19 protein-coding genes are annotated in these 17406 nt (G+C 44.2%); 4 read left to right on the top strand and 15 right to left on the bottom strand.

Annotated elements, in window-relative coordinates:
• Positions 1 to 74 precede the first annotated feature (74 nt).
• From flgK to flgB, 10 genes are all read right to left on the bottom strand, one after another.
• Entirely contained in the window at positions 75 to 1718 is a 1644-nt protein-coding gene (gene flgK, locus EAE92_RS01070) for a flagellar hook-associated protein FlgK (protein ID WP_214066730.1), read from the bottom strand.
• 170 nt (positions 1719 to 1888) lie between these two features.
• Positions 1889 to 2830: a flagellar assembly peptidoglycan hydrolase FlgJ gene (gene flgJ / locus EAE92_RS01065; RefSeq protein ID WP_422616043.1), complete on the bottom strand. Its 942-nt coding sequence runs from the start codon at positions 2828 to 2830 to the stop codon at positions 1889 to 1891.
• Positions 2830 to 3939 (bottom strand): flagellar basal body P-ring protein FlgI, encoded by a 1110-nt coding sequence (locus tag EAE92_RS01060; RefSeq protein WP_214066728.1) that lies wholly within the window; start codon positions 3937 to 3939, stop codon positions 2830 to 2832. Before EAE92_RS01060 ends, flgJ begins: the two co-directional genes overlap by 1 nt.
• A 12-nt stretch (positions 3940 to 3951) precedes the next feature.
• Positions 3952 to 4704 (bottom strand): flagellar basal body L-ring protein FlgH, encoded by a 753-nt coding sequence (locus EAE92_RS01055; protein ID WP_246544936.1) that lies wholly within the window; start codon positions 4702 to 4704, stop codon positions 3952 to 3954.
• A 73-nt stretch (positions 4705 to 4777) separates the two neighbouring features.
• Positions 4778 to 5560, bottom strand: a complete 783-nt coding sequence (gene flgG, locus EAE92_RS01050) for a flagellar basal-body rod protein FlgG (protein ID WP_214066727.1) — start codon at positions 5558 to 5560, stop codon at positions 4778 to 4780.
• A 23-nt stretch (positions 5561 to 5583) separates the two neighbouring features.
• Positions 5584 to 6339, bottom strand: a complete 756-nt coding sequence (locus EAE92_RS01045; RefSeq protein ID WP_214066726.1) for a flagellar basal body rod protein FlgF — start codon at positions 6337 to 6339, stop codon at positions 5584 to 5586.
• 18 nt (positions 6340 to 6357) lie between these two features.
• Positions 6358 to 7572 (bottom strand): flagellar hook protein FlgE, encoded by a 1215-nt coding sequence (flgE, locus tag EAE92_RS01040; protein WP_214066725.1) that lies wholly within the window; start codon positions 7570 to 7572, stop codon positions 6358 to 6360.
• A 27-nt stretch (positions 7573 to 7599) separates the two neighbouring features.
• On the bottom strand, positions 7600 to 8289 hold the full coding sequence (gene flgD, locus EAE92_RS01035; RefSeq protein WP_214066724.1) for a flagellar hook assembly protein FlgD: 690 nt from the start codon (positions 8287 to 8289) through the stop codon (positions 7600 to 7602).
• Positions 8290 to 8301: 12 nt separating this feature from the next.
• Positions 8302 to 8706 carry a flagellar basal body rod protein FlgC gene (flgC, locus tag EAE92_RS01030; RefSeq protein WP_036771447.1) on the bottom strand — a complete coding sequence of 135 codons (405 nt, stop codon included), beginning with the start codon at positions 8704 to 8706 and terminating at the stop codon, positions 8302 to 8304.
• Between the two features lie 5 nt (positions 8707 to 8711).
• A complete protein-coding gene (gene flgB, locus EAE92_RS01025; protein WP_214066723.1) occupies positions 8712 to 9125 on the bottom strand; it encodes a flagellar basal body rod protein FlgB in 414 nt (137 codons plus the stop codon).
• Between the two features lie 243 nt (positions 9126 to 9368).
• Here flgB and flgA point away from each other — a divergent pair, with 243 nt between their 5' ends.
• The 4 genes from flgA to EAE92_RS01005 all read left to right on the top strand — a co-directional run bounded on the left by flgA (position 9369) and on the right by EAE92_RS01005 (position 12377).
• The gene (gene flgA, locus EAE92_RS01020; RefSeq protein WP_214066722.1) at positions 9369 to 10028 is read left to right on the top strand and encodes a flagellar basal body P-ring formation chaperone FlgA; all 660 of its coding nucleotides are present in this window, start codon (positions 9369 to 9371) and stop codon (positions 10026 to 10028) included.
• Positions 10029 to 10153: 125 nt separating this feature from the next.
• Entirely contained in the window at positions 10154 to 10456 is a 303-nt protein-coding gene (gene flgM, locus EAE92_RS01015; protein ID WP_036807414.1) for a flagellar biosynthesis anti-sigma factor FlgM, read from the top strand.
• An 11-nt stretch (positions 10457 to 10467) separates the two neighbouring features.
• The gene (locus EAE92_RS01010) at positions 10468 to 10908 is read left to right on the top strand and encodes a flagella synthesis protein FlgN (protein WP_214066721.1); all 441 of its coding nucleotides are present in this window, start codon (positions 10468 to 10470) and stop codon (positions 10906 to 10908) included.
• Between the two features lie 338 nt (positions 10909 to 11246).
• Positions 11247 to 12377, top strand: coding sequence for a hypothetical protein (locus EAE92_RS01005; protein WP_214066720.1), 1131 nt, complete (start codon positions 11247 to 11249; stop codon positions 12375 to 12377).
• Positions 12378 to 12722: 345 nt separating this feature from the next.
• Here the strand turns inward: EAE92_RS01005 and EAE92_RS01000 are convergent, their stop codons facing one another.
• From EAE92_RS01000 to EAE92_RS00980, 5 genes are all read right to left on the bottom strand, one after another.
• A complete protein-coding gene (locus EAE92_RS01000; protein WP_214066719.1) occupies positions 12723 to 13139 on the bottom strand; it encodes a helix-turn-helix domain-containing protein in 417 nt (138 codons plus the stop codon).
• The gene (locus EAE92_RS00995) at positions 13136 to 13447 is read right to left on the bottom strand and encodes a type II toxin-antitoxin system HigB family toxin (RefSeq protein WP_214066805.1); all 312 of its coding nucleotides are present in this window, start codon (positions 13445 to 13447) and stop codon (positions 13136 to 13138) included. The genes EAE92_RS01000 and EAE92_RS00995 overlap by 4 nt, the downstream gene beginning before the upstream one ends.
• 277 nt (positions 13448 to 13724) lie before the next feature.
• Entirely contained in the window at positions 13725 to 14846 is a 1122-nt protein-coding gene (locus tag EAE92_RS00990) for a hypothetical protein (RefSeq protein ID WP_214066718.1), read from the bottom strand.
• Between the two features lie 68 nt (positions 14847 to 14914).
• Positions 14915 to 15112, bottom strand: coding sequence for a hypothetical protein (locus EAE92_RS00985; RefSeq protein ID WP_214066717.1), 198 nt, complete (start codon positions 15110 to 15112; stop codon positions 14915 to 14917).
• A gap of 745 nt (positions 15113 to 15857) precedes the next feature.
• Positions 15858 to 17363, bottom strand: a complete 1506-nt coding sequence (locus tag EAE92_RS00980) for a hypothetical protein (protein WP_214066716.1) — start codon at positions 17361 to 17363, stop codon at positions 15858 to 15860.
• Between the last annotated feature and the right edge of the window lie 43 nt (positions 17364 to 17406).

Genomic DNA, 17406 nt, shown 5'->3' with positions numbered 1-17406 from the left:
AATTTCATTCCTTTTAAATATTCAGCTAAATGCCTAAGATATCTCAGGCTATTTTTTATTAAATGGCACGTTTATTAGCGACGGAGATCCAAAATAGCATTAAATAACGTTGTGGCAGTCTGGATAACTTGAGCATTAGCCAGATAATATTGTTGAAAACTTTGCAACGCGCCATATTCTTCATCGATGTTGACGCCGGAAACCGACTGCTGATTAGCGTAAAGTTGTTTAGTAATATTATTCTGAGTTTCTAACTCAATATTCGCCGTGCTGGTTTGGTTGCCAATGGTGCTGACCATCGAAGCATAAGCGCCAGAAAATGATGCTTTCCCTTCTACCAATTTTTTATTCTGCAACTCAATGAGTTTTTTGGCATTGACGTTATCACTCGCCCCACCATCTTTAGTACCGGCAGCCGCCAATTGCGACGCATCTTTAATATTTACCGCCATACTGCCAATAACACCGTTGACCGCTTTCAGTGTATATCGGTCATGCTCTTTTGCATTGGTTGGATCAATTTCAACTTTTAATCCATCAAATTCCAGTGTATTACCTGTTACTTTGGCAGCAATATCCGCCTTATCAGAGGCTCGCCGAATTTTCCAATTAGCCCCATCGTAGCTAATATGATAATCACTGGCTTTTACCGCTGAGGTATCTGTATATTCCACTTTAAAATCAGCAGAACCTTTATTTCTACTATTAGCAACCACATCCGGGTTATTAAATGTGAAGAAATCTTCACCCGGTTTGCCTTTTAAATCAAAACCAGAACGGTGAACCTGATTAAATTGATCGCCCAATACCAACGCTAATTGGTTTAACTGATTACGGGAATTATCCAGCACTTCACTACGCGCCCTCAATGTGCCGCTTAATCGCCCTTTATCAATGAATTTTTCATCAATTTCAACAACATCGCCAAAACCACGATCATAACCTAATGTAATGCGACTACTGTCCGCATTGGATGAAATCGCTTCTACTCGGTAAGCGGTTGTTCCCTGAACCAATGTCAATCCTCCTGCAAAAGTGACATTGTAAGAATCACCATCCTGCTCAGTCACACTCACGCCAACCAGTTTATTCAGTTCATTGACCAATTGATCACGTTGATCCAGTAATGCATTCGGTTCAGCACTACCGCCGCCTCTCATTCGGGTAATTTCACCATTGAGTTTAGCAATTTGCTGCGCATGGTTATTAATAGCCTCAGCGGAGTTAGTTATTCCCCGATTAATGTTATTTTCCATTTTACGCAGGAAGGCATCCGCACTTTGCAACTGGTTTACCAGCCCCTTTGATTTACCAATTGCTGTCGTTCTGGCTGCATCATCTTCCGCATTACTGACAACATTTTGTAAACTGGTAAAGAAGTCGTCAATGGTGTTTGACAGGTTATTCGCTTTGTCTGCCAGCAAATTATCAATCTGGGAAATTTGCTGAGAATAAGTGGTTAATGTACCTTGTTTCGCCTGAGCCTCAGACAATTGTTGATTAATGAATTCATTATATTGACGGTTAATACTGGTGACAGCAACGCCATTTCCGATAAAGCCAACGGACGTCATCGTGCCGCCGTTTTGATTGACAACTGTCGATTGCCGGTTATAACCAGGAACTTTGGAATTTGCGAGGTTATTACCCACGGTTCCCAGAGCAATTTGAGCCGCTTGAAGGCCACTCATCGCGGTATTAATAAGACTGTTGGACATCAGAAGATCCTTTTGCGTTTTATTTATGTCTCCGCTAACGGCGGCAAACAATCTTTCAGCTATACCCTTTACATTGGGTATATACCCGTTACATTGGGTATAGCTGAAAACAAAGTCTAAACTGCTTTAATTTATCGGCTGAACTCAATAAAACTTGAGCGAAATAGCGATCAGAATAATTTACTCAAGTCGTAGGTATACGCTTTCACCGCCCGCTCTCCGGCGCCTTTTAGCTGTTGAATAACCGAGACCAGTTTTTTCGCATACCCGGGATCGGTCGCATAACCTGCCTGTTGTAAAGAATAAGCCCCTTGTTCCGGGGTAATAGAACGGGCAACGTTGGCGTAACGGGGACTTTCTGTGAGTAATTTGACGTAATCCTCAATCGCTTCCACGTAAGAACCATAAACACGGAAGTTATCCTTCATTTTCTGAGGCTCCCCATCGATATATTCTGTGGTCAGGATATTGGTTACCGGCCCTTTCCAACCTTTACCCGCTTTAATACCAAACAGATTATGACTTGGCTTGCCATCAGCGGTCAGAATCTCTCTTTGCCCCCAACCAGACTCTAATGCGGCCTGAGCAATAATCAGTAAATGAGGAATACCACTGCGTTGGCTAGCTATCCGGGCAGGGGTCGAGAGCGTGGATACAAAATTCGTACTGTTCAGCGGCAGCGGTTTAGGCGTCGTCTCGGGTTTCGGCGCCGCTCGACGTATAAATTGCTCAAGCGCCTGCCTTGGCAAGGTTTGCAAAACTTCGTTATCCAGCGTCATGGGTATCTTACCCGCTATTTCGCCAGGGACAGTTTTAGCGCTAGAAAGCTGCTTGAGTATCATATCGGCAAAACCGACCCCCTTCTGAGCAATATTCTGCGCGATTTGCTGATCGTATATCGAAGTATAGAGGCGTGTCTGTTCACTGCTCAACATGCCATCTTTAGGCAGAGCTGAACGCATACTTTTCAGCATCATCTGAACAAAAAGTCCTTCCACTTGTTGGGCTACTTGCCGTAGCCCCTGTTGTGGATCTTTTGCCAGATTGGATTTTAACGTGTTAACCGACTGTACATCATAAGCCGCACCAGACAGGGTTAAAAAATCATTCATCAAATGATCTCCAGTTTCGCCCGCAGGCAACCTGCGCTTTCCATCGCTTGTAAGATTGACATTAAATCATTCGGGGTCGCACCCAATGCATTCAATGCTTGAATAACATGGCTCAAACTTGCACTGGCGTTAACCTGCTGCAACGCGCCATTTTGTTCACGAAAAGCAACAGCGGGATTACGGGTGACAACAGTACTGCCGCCTGCTAACGGTGTATTTGGCTGACTAACGACCACCTGATTATCGACAATGACAGAAAGATTCCCTTGAGCAATCGCGCAGCTATCCAGCATGACATTGCGGTTCATTACCACAGAGCCGGTGCGAGAGTTGATAATCACTTTAGCATCACCGACATCAACGCGAAGAGTCAGATTCTGTACATGGGAAAGGAATCTAACCTGTTCACTTTTATCTCTCGGCATACGCAATTGTACTGTACGAGCATCCAATGGCGTTGCTGTTCCCGCTCCGCCCGTACGATTGATCGTGTCGCTGATTTGCTGCGCCAGTGAGAAGTCTTCGTTATTTAATTGAAGATTCAGTATGCCATTTTCACCAAACTGCGTAGGCAATTCGCGTTCAATCACTGCACCGTTACTAATCCGACCACCCGCGAGCTGATTGACTTTTACACTGCTTCCCCCCGCGCCGGCGCCGGCGCCGCCAACCAAAATATTCCCCTGCGCCAGAGCATAGACCTGATTATCGACACCTTTTAGCGGCGTCATCAGCAAAGTACCGCCACGTAAGCTTTTAGCGTTCCCCAGCGAGGAAACCACTACGTCAATATTCTGCCCGGCACGGCCAAACGGCGGTAATTTCGCGGTAACCATCACGGCAGCCACGTTTTTCAACTGCATATTGGTTCCCGGCGGAACGGTAATCCCCAATTGGGATAACATGTTGCTTAAACTTTGGGTGGTAAATGGCGTCTGAGTCGTCTGGTCGCCAGTTCCATCCAATCCAACCACTAATCCATAACCAATCAACGCATTTTCCCGTACTCCTTGAACCGTGGTGAGATCACGGATACGTTCTGCTGATGCCGTCGTTGTCACCAGAGTCAGCAATACAAGAAGAAGGCTGACAGCAAATTGTTTTATCATAACCATCCCCTGTTAAAATGGCGCGACATTCAGGAAGAAACGCTGTAACCACCCCATGTTCTGCGCTTCATTGATATAGCCATTCCCCACATATTCGATGCGGGCATCCGCGACCTGATTGGAACTGACAGTGTTATTGGCATTAATTGTCCGTGGGTTAACGACACCGGAAAAACGAATAAACTCGGTTCCCTGATTGATAGCAATCTGCTTTTCACCGACCACATGTAAGTTACCGTTTGCCAGTAACTGATCGACTGTCACGGTAATCGTTCCTCGGAAGGTGTTATTCGCGTTAGCGCCGCCTTTCCCACCAAAAGTATTATCGGCTTCCATATCCAGATCGGTTTTATCTCCACCAATTAACCCTTTCAGGAAACGGGGAGTCAGTGCTGCGGAAAACGTGTTTTTTCCATTACGGCTGGCGTTGGCCGAAGAGTTCTTACTGGCGCTGACATTTTCCTGCAATGTAATCGTCAGGGTATCGCCAATATTCCGGGGTCGGCGATCTTCAAATAGCGGCTGATAACCATAATAAACAGGCTGTACTACTTGAAAAATAGCGCCATTAGGAATTGGCGCGGTTGCCGCAGAAGGTGCTGCGGTGGTTGCTCCCTCAACCAAGGGTTTCTGCGGTATATACGCACAGCCCGTTAGTGACAATACCGCCAGTGCTATACTACAACGCCATTTATTCGCCACATTTTTCCGTAAATGGCGGAACTGACAAACGGCGCTGGTCTCGGCAACAGCCATTGTATCCATCTTCGATACTCTTAATTTATCCTGAATAACGGGGAAACTGAGTGTTCCCCCGCGGTTCTGATTGACGATTGGGTTATAACTGAGTCAGTTTTTGTAGCATCTGATCAGACGTCGATACCGCCTTACTGTTAACTTCATAAGCACGCTGAGTTTGAATCATGTTGACCAATTCTTCAGCGATATTGACGTTAGATGTTTCGACATATTTGTGCTGGAGCAACCCTGCGCCATTGATTCCCGGTGTGTTTTCAATCGGTACGCCGGAGCTGTTAGTCTCTACATAAAGGTTTTCACCAATACTTTCCAACCCACTGTCATTGATAAAAGTCGTCAGGGTAAATTGACCCACTTGCTGAAGCGCCGATTGCCCCTGTACTTTCACACTGACAACACCATCACGGCTAATGTTGAGGTCCGTCGCGTTATCAGGAATGGTAATGGCCGGCAATATCAGAAAACCACTAGTGGTTGCCAACTGCCCGTTTTGATCTTTCTGAAATGAACCGTCACGAGTATACGCACTGGTGCCATCAGGTAACTGAACCTGAAAGAAGCCCTTCCCTCGAATAGCAGCGTGATAACTGTTACCAGTTTCAGATAAGTTTCCCTGACTATGTATACGTTCCGTTGCTACCGGACGCACCCCAGTACCTATCTGTAAACCAGAAGGCAAGCGGGTTTGCTCCGATGACATCGCTCCTGGTTGACGAATGGTCTGGTACAGTAGATCTTCAAAAACGGCACGCTGGCGTTTAAAACCATTAGTGCTGACGTTTGCCAAGTTGTTGGCAATCACATCCATATTGGTTTGCTGGGCATCCAGCCCAGTTTTAGCAATCCATAATGATCGGATCATCGGTTTTATCCTCTGTGTCTAAATCAACTCGTCGCTAATAGCTGATTAGCACGCTGTGCATTTTCATCTGAGCTATGGATGACTTTCATCTGCATTTCAAAACGGCGGGCATTGGCAATCATACTCACCATGCTTTCCATCGGGTTGACGTTACTGCCTTCAAGCACTCCGGGCATTAATTTCACCTCATTACTCGCTGGCAAAACATCACCCTGTAACGCTTGCGCCTGTTCCGTCATGTGAAAGAGGCCATCATCACCACGGACTAGCTGATCGCTCTCTGGCTTCACCATTTTCAATCTGCCAAGTTGCCCTAATAATGTTGGCGGATCACCGGGAATCAGTGCAGATAGCGAACCATCAGCCGCCAGGGTCAATTCAGCATGCGGAGGAATATCTATCGGTCCATTCTCACTCATCAGCAAGTTACCTTGAACAGTTAACTGACCTTCCGCTGAAATCTGAATGCTGCCGTTACGCGTGTAAGCCTCAGAACCATCTTCAAGCTGAACCGCCAGATATCCCCCCTGCCCAATCGCCGCATCCAACGGACGCGCGGTGTAGTTCATCGGCCCCTGACGATTGTCAGAACCCGGCGTTGACGCCACAACCAAAGTACGGGTGTTAAAAGCGGCCCCTTCAACAGGCACTGCCCGCAAAGCAGCCAGTTGCGCCTTAAAACCCGGCGTTGATGCATTGGCCAGATTATTTGCCGTCGCCGCCTGATGTTCTAGTGTCTGACGAGCGCCGCCCATTGCGGTATAAATGACATGATCCATAATGCTATCCTGAAATTATCAACGCATACTGACCAGCGTTTGCAGGATCTGATCTTGGGTTTTAATGGTTTGGGCATTGGATTGATAATTGCGCTGCGCAACGATCATATTAACCAGTTCCTGACTCATATCGACGTTGGACGCTTCCAACGAGCCACTGAGCAATTTGCCAAAACCGCCGGAATCCGCAATGCCGACAACCGGACTGCCAGAAGCCCCCGTTTCTACCCAAACGTTGTCCCCCTGCGCCGCCATCCCCTCTGGGTTAGCAAAATTAGCCAGAACGATCTGACCCAATAACTGGGATTGTTTATTGGAATAGGTGCCGACAACACGGCCATCTTGCTCAATACGATAGTCACTGAATTCACCTGCGGCATAACCGTTTTGTGCAAGTGTAGATACGCTATCAGCATCGATTTTTTGCTGTTTACTGCCGTTAAAATCAATGGTGATATCAGCGGCATTAGAACCATTCAGAGAGGGAACATTAAATGTAAACTGATTATTGTCACCAATCAGTTTACCGTTGCCATCAAATTTCAACGTCCCCAACGAAGCGGCTTTAGCGCCCTCTACCGCACTATCCTGAGCATGAACCTGCCATTCATTATCGTTCGTTTTCACAAAGAAGACCTTGATATTATGTGGGTTGCCCAGGCTATCAAAGGTGGTGACACTGGTAGGATAGTTATAAGAATCCTTATTTTCTGGCGAGAAAGCATCTGTCGATTTTTTATGCATCGAATTAAGGTTGGTTGTCATCGTAACCTTGGTTGTTGCTTTAGCCGCCAGTATACCTTTAGGTATTGTAATCGGCTCCGGGTTAGCTCCTTTCTGAATCTCCGGCGCGCCGCCATTGATACTGGCGGCGGGATAGCCGGTCAATTTCATGCCTTGCATGTTGATAATATTTCGGTTCTCATCCATCTTGAATTGACCGTTACGGGAATAGTAGATCTTACCATCACCACCTTGCATACGGAAAAAACCGCTTTGAGTGATCGCCAAATCAAGTGGGCGATTGGTCGTCGTCGGCGTACCATCTTTAAAATTCTGATTAACACCCGATATTTTTACCCCCAGCCCCACCTGAGAACCGGCAAAAATGTCAGAAAAAGCAACCGTGCTGGATTTAAAGCCATATGTCGCCGCGTTAGCGATATTATTACCAATAACATCCAAATTACCTGCCGCGGCATTCAGACCACTTACTGCTTGTGAAAAAGCCATATTATTCTCCGTTAAAATTCTTGCTGGTTAAAGAATCAGACGTATCTGATCCATAGTGACGGCACCGATCGGTCCTAAATCTAACTTAGCGCCATCCGCGTCACGAGCAACACCCTTCACCGTCGCGGACCTCAGTGTCTGAAATGCGTTCGGTTTGTCTTTATTGCTGGCTGTAATGGTGAATTTATAAGCGCCGCCCTCAGCTACAGCACCATCTTCTTTTATGCCGTCCCAAGTGAAATTATGCATACCCGCTTCTAACGCACCGAGATCAATTTGGCGTACAACCCCGCCTTGTTTATCGGTAATGGTGACTTTCACACTGTCCGCCGGTCTTTCCAGTTCAATACCATATCGTGACGTGCTGACGCTCCCGTTTTCCTTTGAACCCACCAGAATGGTCTCCCCGGGGATCATCACATCTCGCCCAATCAGAGCCGATGCCTGTACAGATTGATTATTATTTATCTGACCGACAATGGACCCCAGCGTGGTATTCAGCTTTTCGATCCCCTCCAGTGTGTTAATCTGCGCCAAATGGGAAGTCAGCTCATTGTTCTTCATCGGGTTAGTTGGGTCTTGATTTTTCATTTGCGCGAGCAACAATTTCATGAAATTGCTATTCAGCTCTTCACTATTCTTTTTCTTGCTGGTCGATGCTGACTCTCCAACAGTCATGTTATCCAGAGATCCATTTATTGAACCGGTAATAGCCATGAGCCGCTCCTGTTATTGACCTAACGTTAATGTTTTCAACATTATCGATTTAGTTGTATTAAGCACTTCAACGTTGGCTTGATAACTACGGGAAGCGGAAATGGTGTTAATCATCTCCCCGACCACATCAACGTTCGGCATCCGCACATAACCCTTTTCATCAGCCAACGGGTGTCCCGGCTGATACTCAAGGCGGAAAGGGGTGGGATCATCAACAATTTCACTGACTCTGACGCCGCCAGTTTCCTGCCCTGCCGGTGCGGCAACACGAAAAACCACCTGTTTCGCCCGATATGGCTGACCATCAGGCCCCGCAACACTATCGGCATTTGCCATATTGCTGGCGCTGACATTTAATCGTTGGGATTGAGCTGATAATGCCGAGCCGGCAATATCAAAAACACTGAGTAAAGACATTGCCCTTATCCTTGCTGTAAGACTGACATCATGCTTTTGACCTGAGCGCTGGTCGCGGTCAGTTCAGCCTGATATTTCAGACTGTTATCCATAAAATTGCTGCGTTCCATATCCATATCTACCGTGTTGCCATCCATAGCTGCCTGATAAGGCACCCGATACAGTAAGTCCATCTCCATTCTCTTCTGAGGCTGAATAGGAATATGCCGATCGGATGTCAGCGTCAGCCCGATCCCGTTTCCGGCGACCCGACCGTGTGCAATGGTTTTTTTCAGTTGTGTGGCGAAATCAATATCCCGCGCTTGATAACCGGGCGTATCCGCATTAGCGATGTTAGCGGACAATATTTCTTGCCGCCGAGATCGCAATGACAGGGCTTCCTGCTGAAAATGAAAGGCTGCATCTAATTTATCGAGCATATTCCTCCCTCTGATGTGACGTGACTGACCTGTGTTGTGAACTTTTAATCGCGCTTTTCACGATCGCGAAATTCGCAGTAAACAGAATAAACGCAGAAGGAAAAGCCTATCGGGTGAATAGACGCTAATTGGATTGCTATTTATCCCATTGACTGATATTCGATGCAGGTACACTTACACGCGACTAAATATACGCAACTAAACAGCAGCGTATTGACCGACAGAAATAATGAGAGCGAGAAGATGCACGCTATAAACATTATCGGGCTGTTCGCATTTTTCTTTATCACTTCGATGGCATGGGGCAATAATTTACCCCAAGCTATAGAGCGCTATTTCCAGCAGATACATAAGGATAATCATCACAAAGTTTCTGTTAACATCAGAACCCCTGAACAACAATGGCCCCAATGTGAACGGCCAGAAATTCAACCCGCTATTGGTGGTCAAAACTGGGGAAATCTCTCCTTACCTGTTATCTGCCATCAACAACGCAAATTCATTCAAGTCACTGTCAGTGTGACAGGAAATTATCTGGTTACCCGCCGAACCATCTCACGTAATGATGTTTTATCAGAGGACGATTTTCAGGTCAGAAGCGGATTACTGGAAAAATTACCCCATGATCTGGTTATTAACAAAAATGAAATAAAAAACAGCGTTACGATACGTAACATTCCGGCGGGGCAAGTCATTACACGTAATATGTTACGCCGTCCGTGGGCGGTACGGTCAGGCCAGAGTGTGGTGGTGATCGTTCAGGGAAATGGCTTTCAGATACGGAATGAAGGGAAAGCTATTAATAACGCCGCCATTTCTGATAAAGTCAGGGTTCGAATGAATTCAGGGCACGTTATAACCGGCCAGGCATTAGAAAACGGCAGTGTAAAAATCATGTTATAAGTTACTAAAGTTTTCTTTTACTGTGCCGATATAACCAGCAGAGCACGATTTGCAGGTATGCAAATGGCATGTAACCTGCTCCGATCCATAGGTGAACCTATGCCTGGCCATAAAGGATAATAATTATGAGTATCGAACGCACTCACCCCTTATTAGCTATCGCTGCTGTTCAACAGCGACCAACTAATGAAAGCGCCCAAGGCACCCGCAAAACCTCCGGCGTTACCTTACAAAGCAGCGATGCACAAGTAAAACTGAGCGAAGCACAAACAAAACTGGTTCAACCGAGCAGCCAAGATATCAATATCCAAAAGGTACAAAAGCTGAAAGAAGCGATTGCTCAAGGAACCTTAAAAATGAACAGCGGTAAAATCGCAGATGCTTTGCTCAAAGAAGCCGCCGAAAACTTTCAGTACGATAAGAAATAATTGAACCCGCTATGGATGCACTACAACAATTACTCGAACAGCAAGTGACCTATTTGACCTCGCTGACCCAAACGATGGCGGAAGAACAGCGTATTCTGTGCGAGGGTTTTATTGAAGCACGAGATTTGCACCAGATAACAGAACGAAAAAATTTTTTGTTATCTGCGCTTAGCCATTCAGAACAGCAACGTCTTAATTTGAGCAAAGCATTAAACATTATAGCGCCTTATGATAAGCAACCTTTGCTTGCCACATTATGGCAACAGATCGGCAAAGCGGTTACCCAGGTTCGTGATTTAAATACCCATAACGGCCTGCTATTAACCCAACATCTTGAACTAAATAGCCAAGCTATCGCTTTTCTAAAAAGCCGCCATAGCCCTTCTCTTTATGGCTCAGACGGCCAAGCTGCCCGTCACTCTGCGCTTTCCAGCCATAGAGCTCAAGTTTAATTCAGCGCATTACCGCCCATTGCGGTAGTGCCGCTTTTTATTGTTGATAGTACTTGTAAGCGCCGCTTTCCTGTTTAATCCGAACTCCTTAACTGCTCACGGAATGGAATCCTCCAGCATAAATAACTCAGACGAAATGTATTGTGAAACTGTTGTTACAGTCGGGTAAGAAAAGATTAACAAAAATCACCATTTGTAAGTCAATGTAATAATTGAACAACTATAATGTTTTGCGTGTTACAAAAATATATTGCAGAATAGGGATAAACGACAACGGGTATTGACAATATAATTTTTAACTACGCAATATACGAGTTTCAACTTCAGGAACAATATTGATGCACAAGCAGCTAAAAAAAAGAAAATCGAGCGGACAACAGATACCAAAAACACCTCAGCAACAATTCAAAGCTTACTGGAAGTCCATCGAAAAATACCAATTGAAGATCGCCAAACTACAACAGCAGCAAGATGCGTTGTTCGTCCGCTTTCAACAAGAGGTTTTACCGATAGAGCATCAATATATACAATCTAAATATGATAAAACGGCACGGTTGCTTTCATTTGCCGACAAAAAATCGCTGGGGAAAAACCAACGGGGAGAATTATTTTTCTGGATAGAAGAAGAACTTGATGAATTATGTCATTATCCCTTTAACGAAAACCTTGATCTCAATAAATTAACCGATCACTTTTCCAATCTTAACGCATTGAAAGAGCACGAAACTCCGACGCCAGAACAGATGGCTGATATCCGGCAGACTCTGGATGAATATTTTGATTTTAATGAAGAAATATCTGATGAAGAATTACTTGATATGATGAAAAGTCCTGAAAAAATGCGTGCCACCATAGAACAGCATTTTCAACGGGAATCAAAACATTTTTATGATGAATATCATGCAGAAGACGCTGATGATTTCAACCCTGCGGAAGAAAACCAGAAAAAACTGGATAATTTATTTAAATCGCAGGAAGTGAGCCAAATGTATAGAAAAATAGCCAAGTTACTGCATCCGGATCGTGAACAGGATTTAGATGAGAAAAAGAAAAAAAACCAATTGATGGTACAGTTATCACAAGCCAAGAAAGATAATGATGTCTGGACGATAATAAACATGTACCACACGTACATTGATCCAACTTTCAGTTTTAACAGTCGGGATATATCCGATATCAATAAGTTGCTAAAAGCACGTATAGACACACTAGCCAATGAGCTTAATCAGCTAAAAAAATCTGATTCGTTACCGGGCATAGTTTGGAGCACACTGGGAGGTAACACATCGAAGATAATAGAAAATAACCTCCGCGAACACTGCAAAAAATTGCGACAAAATATAGAAAACGAAACCCAACAGCGCGAAAGCCTGCGCTCACTTACTGTACTAAAAAGCCACCTTGCGGAACGACGTGATGCCTTTGAACTTCAGCAGGAGATTATCGATTATTTTTTCAAACAATATTGAATCCACGTAATCTGACGAAGATCTCAGCAGTTTACTCTTATATTCCCATAAAGCAGATCCAGCCGCCTTCCGTGTGTAGGCGAAAGGCTGGAGACCAACGGCTATTTAGGTCATGAGAGATGTATTATTCGGATAAATAAAAGAGACTTTCTGACGCCTCGGGCGTATACCCTATGGATTTCAAGATGCATCGCGACGGCAAGGGAACGAATCCCCGGGAACATAGGTAATTATGTGACCGGGGTGAGTGAGTGCAGCCAACAAAGAGGCAACTTGAAAGATGACGCGTATAGGCCGAAATTGAGGGTGATGATATCAACACTATCCTGCACCATTTCATCCAGTTTAATCAATAAAAACGCTAACCGGTACACCAAAACGAACTGAGAGTTTACGCATAGCTTCAAGCGTTAACGAACGTTCACCTTTCAAAATACGGCTAACAAGAGAACGCTTCCCTATTTCGTTCTCAAAATCAGTTTGATTCAGACCGTACTGATCCATCAATGTACGTAGAATTGCTACACCGCTTTGTGTGCTAGCAATACGTTCATTGAACTCTGTAAACTCTGGCGCACTATTTTCGTAGGTGTCAATTTTAGCCATAAGCATATCAACCAGCGGACTATCTGGATTGTGCTCGATCAGATATTCTACCAGCTGCATAGCCTCATCATAATCTTTGCGGAAAGTGCTACCCCCTAAGAGAGGGACAATGCTTACCAAACTATTTGCGGCCTGAATTGCTTCGTTGATCATCATTCTTTATTCCTCCGGTAATAATCCATCAATTTGTCATATTCTGCATGGGTTGATATGTACTTGATAAAAATTTTCCCACGCTCAAAATCTGCAAAAAACATCACTCTTAAATTATTGCCGCCAACATCAACGACCCACCATTTTTCCCGATATTCCATCCGATCCAGACTAGGGAATACGCACTTCATTTCATCTGGAGAACTGAACTTTAAGCGCCGCAACGACTTATATAGATCATCAAGTGCAACGGAACTATTTGGGTAGCGGCGTGTAGCTAAATCAAACGGCTCCCTTGAAATAACATGCATTTCCATACCCTATCGTTTCCAATATGGAAACAGTATACCGCAGGTTTATTATGTTGACAATATGGAAACAAATTATGTTTCCGAAAAATATTTTCTTTAGGCCGAACAGCCTAACACATTAAAAAAAGCTTCCGGCACGAGCCAAATGCCAGACTTAAAACTCGCTTTCAATGAGTCAACGATATTGATTTCTTTATCAGTCACATATTTCCTCAAAAGCCGTATTAGACAGTCACCGTCATCTGTCTTCTGTTCTCTGTCTTCTGTCTTCTGTCTTCTATTTGACATTCTCAAAGATATAGACCGCACCCGCGCCAGACACAGAACCAACTTTGGTTAAACTCGCGCCAACTGCCAAATTCGTTCCCGCCTTATTCAAACTGATAGCCTTACCAAAATCATTTAAATTGTCTAAATTACCTGAAGGGTCCAAAATCTCGATAGGTTTTTCCATATTCCACTTACCATTCAGATAGGTATACACATATACCCGGGAAGCCGCCCCCACTACCAAACTGTTTCCCGCATCATTCAGTTTGATGGCATTGCCAAAATACGCTACGCCACTTGCAGGAGCCGAAAACTTAATGGGATTTTGCCTATCCCAGATCCCATTGGTACGCGTATACAGATAAACCTTCCCCTTGGTGGGTAAATAATAATCCGCCCCCACCGCCAGACGATCTCCCGCTGCATTCAGGCTAAAAACCCAGTTAAGAAGGGGTACGCCATCTTTAGTGGCAAGCTTAATGGGATTTTCTATATCCCAGATCCCATTCGTGCGTGTATACAGATAAACCGTATTTATTGAAGGATAAGAAGGATAAGAAACATCGGCGCCATGCACCGCCAGACAGTTTCCCGAAGTACTCAGGCAGACAGTCGGACTAACCCCTTCCGCCCCCGGAGGAACCAACTTAATGGGGTTTTCTCTATCCCAGATCCCATTCGTACGTGTATACATATAAAACGAATAGCGATCGCCCCCCACCACCAGACAGTCTCCTGCTCCGCTCAAGCTGACATTCACAACAAAATATTCTTCTGTACTTTCGATCGTAAACACCACGGGATTTTTTGTATCCCAGATGCCATTCGTGCGCGTATACACACAAGCTTCCGCGTTTTGAGAACCAATTTTGTATCCCAACGCCAGGCAATCTCCCGCCGCATTCAAACTGATATCCCATGAAGAACTACGATATCTATTTCCATCAGCCTCAAACACAACAGGAGTACTTGTATTCCACCCACTCTTCCCGCCTGTATACACACAGACTTTATCACCCACCCCAACCGCTAAACAGTCTCCCGCTGCGCTCATGCTAACAGAGGCGCCAAAGCGCTCATTCGCTTTAGGGGAAGGAGAAACAATACGTGTTATTTTTTTACCAGTCATAATATGTCCTCAAAAGCCGTATTAGGCAGTCACCGTCATCTGTTCTCTCTTTCACCATCATCTTTTCCTCATTTAGCTAGTCGTAAAGATAAACTTTCCCTTCTCCACTCTTCCAGCCCAGCTAAACGCCGATCCTCCGCCGCTATTTGTGCCAATTGAGTATAATTTTCACTTTTCGGCAGGGAATATAATTTAAACCAAGATTTAACCTCCTCTTTATTCAACAGATTATTCTCTCTGGATGTAGATATCTTATTATGAGCCATTGATTACCTCCAATGCAGAATGACAGATAAGTTAACGTTGCCACATACCGTTCTATTCTTTTATTTTCGGGATAAACAATATCCTGGCTTTATCCCTCTCTCTTAAAGTTAATTAGATTAAAATCAACCCATTAAAAAAATCACCAAAAAAGCACAAAATAATCAACAATATAACAAAACATCATTATTTAAATATAATCTTTTTATTATCATTCAGTAAATGTATTTCATTTTAATTTTCAAAGAAAACTTAGCACATATTCAAACAATATCAAAATCATAATTACCCATGTTAAATAACTCGCAATCGCAAATAAAACCAATATAAAGACAAGAATAATGGTTAATAAATAAATTTAAAACTCCTCATAAATACAATTACCACCAAATTGAAAATAATATAAAATCACCCGAGATGATAACATCATATCCTTTTACAATATGTCCCTGTTATGTTTATTAGTTTTTCTCAGATGTTATCATGTGCTTATTTTCCATCTTTGAAGGTAAAAAAACAAAATAATTGTTAGATACCCATATTCTATTATGTGCCACCAATAACTCTACAAAAACTGAATAAGAGAACAATTGAATTAATTAATCATGATGCTAACACACTTTTTTAGCGAAAAACGCCGTAAACCTTCATCTAATGCGAACGGGGATAATAAGGCGAAAAATCCGAAGGATTTTAAAGAGCAATCCGACATCTCCGAATTAATATCCAGTTTAGTGATTATAGTTATCATTTGACATTCTCAAAAACATAAACTGCACCGGCCTGGGGTTGAGAATCAACACTTTCTGACGTTGCCCCAACAACCAAACTCGTCCCCGTCTTATTTAGGCCGACAGGTCCACCAAAACCATTTAAATTGTCTGAATTGCCTGAAGGGTTCAAAATCTCCATAGGTGTTTCCATATTCCACTTATCATTCAGACAGGTATATACATACACCCGGGAATTCGCCCCCACTACTAGACGATCTCCCGCATCATTCAGTTCGAGAGAGCGTCCAAAATCTATTACGTCACTTGCAGGAACCGAAAACTTAATAGGATTTTCGCTATCCCAGATCCCATTTGTGCGTGTATACAGATAAACCGCCCTAACAATATCCGTGGATTTATAAAAACCCACCATCACTGCCAGACGATCTCCCTCTGCATTCAGGCTAAAAACCTTGCTGAAAACAGATGATTGACCTTCAAGGTGACTGAACTTAATGGGGTTTTCTCTATCCCAGATCCCATTCGTACGTGTATATATATAAATCGTGCTTATTGTAAAATCATCGTAACCATGCACCGCCAGACAGTTTCCTGCGGCACTCAGGACGACAGCCTTGCCAAACTCATAAGAACTCAAAGGGACCGGAAACTTAATGGGATTTTCTCTATCCCAGATCCCGTTCGTGCGTGTAAACATATGGAACGTAGAATGTAACGCAGATTTGAATTCGCACCCAGTCACCAGACAATCTCCCGCTGCGCTCAAGCTGACACCCAGGCCAAAGAATTCAATGCGGCTCGGAGCCGGAAACCAAACGGGCTTTCTTACATTCCAGACGCCATTTGCACGCATATGTACACCAACCCTCTGTCTGAACCTATTTGCCAACGCTAGGCAATCTCCCGCCGCATTCAGACTGACATCCCATGAAGATCTATGATATTCATCTTCAAAAGCCTCAAACACAATCGGCTTACTTATATTCCACTCACCACTCTTCCGGCGCGTATACACACAGACTTGATTATTCATCCCAACCGCTAAGCAGTCTCCCGCTGCGTTCAGGCTAACAGAAGTGCCAAAACGCTCATCTTCTTTAGGGAAGGAAGAAACAATGCGCGTTATCATGGTGCGTTTCAAACCCAACACCTGCGTGATCTCCATTCGCTCACGCCGCGATAAACTGAAAAAATCCGCAAATTGAACCTGCCGATCGGCATCCAATTTCAGATACCCTCCCCCATCAAAAGAGAGTCCCCCTTCTGGTTTCAGCGATAGGGCCAAAGCGCCTTGATTAAGGTTCAACCCTCCAGAATGGTGAATGTTGAGGGTCAGTTTTCCTTTGTCATCTCGTTTCAGTCCTGCGGTTGGGCCATCACCCTGAACGCCATCAATGATTTCATATGCTTTATATGCTTCATCAATCAAATGGGAAAAGGTTTCCGGCATGAGCCGCATACCAGACTTAAAACTCGCTTTCAAAGAATCAACAGTACTAATTTCTTTATCAGCCATCATATTTCCTCAAAAGCCACATCAGACAGTTCTCTGTTTTCTGTTC

Origin of the sequence: Photorhabdus hainanensis (assembly GCF_018448965.1) — a bacterium.
GTDB classification, from domain to species: Bacteria; Pseudomonadota; Gammaproteobacteria; order Enterobacterales; family Enterobacteriaceae; genus Photorhabdus; species Photorhabdus akhurstii.
This window is presented reverse-complemented; position numbering and strand designations above follow the sequence as displayed.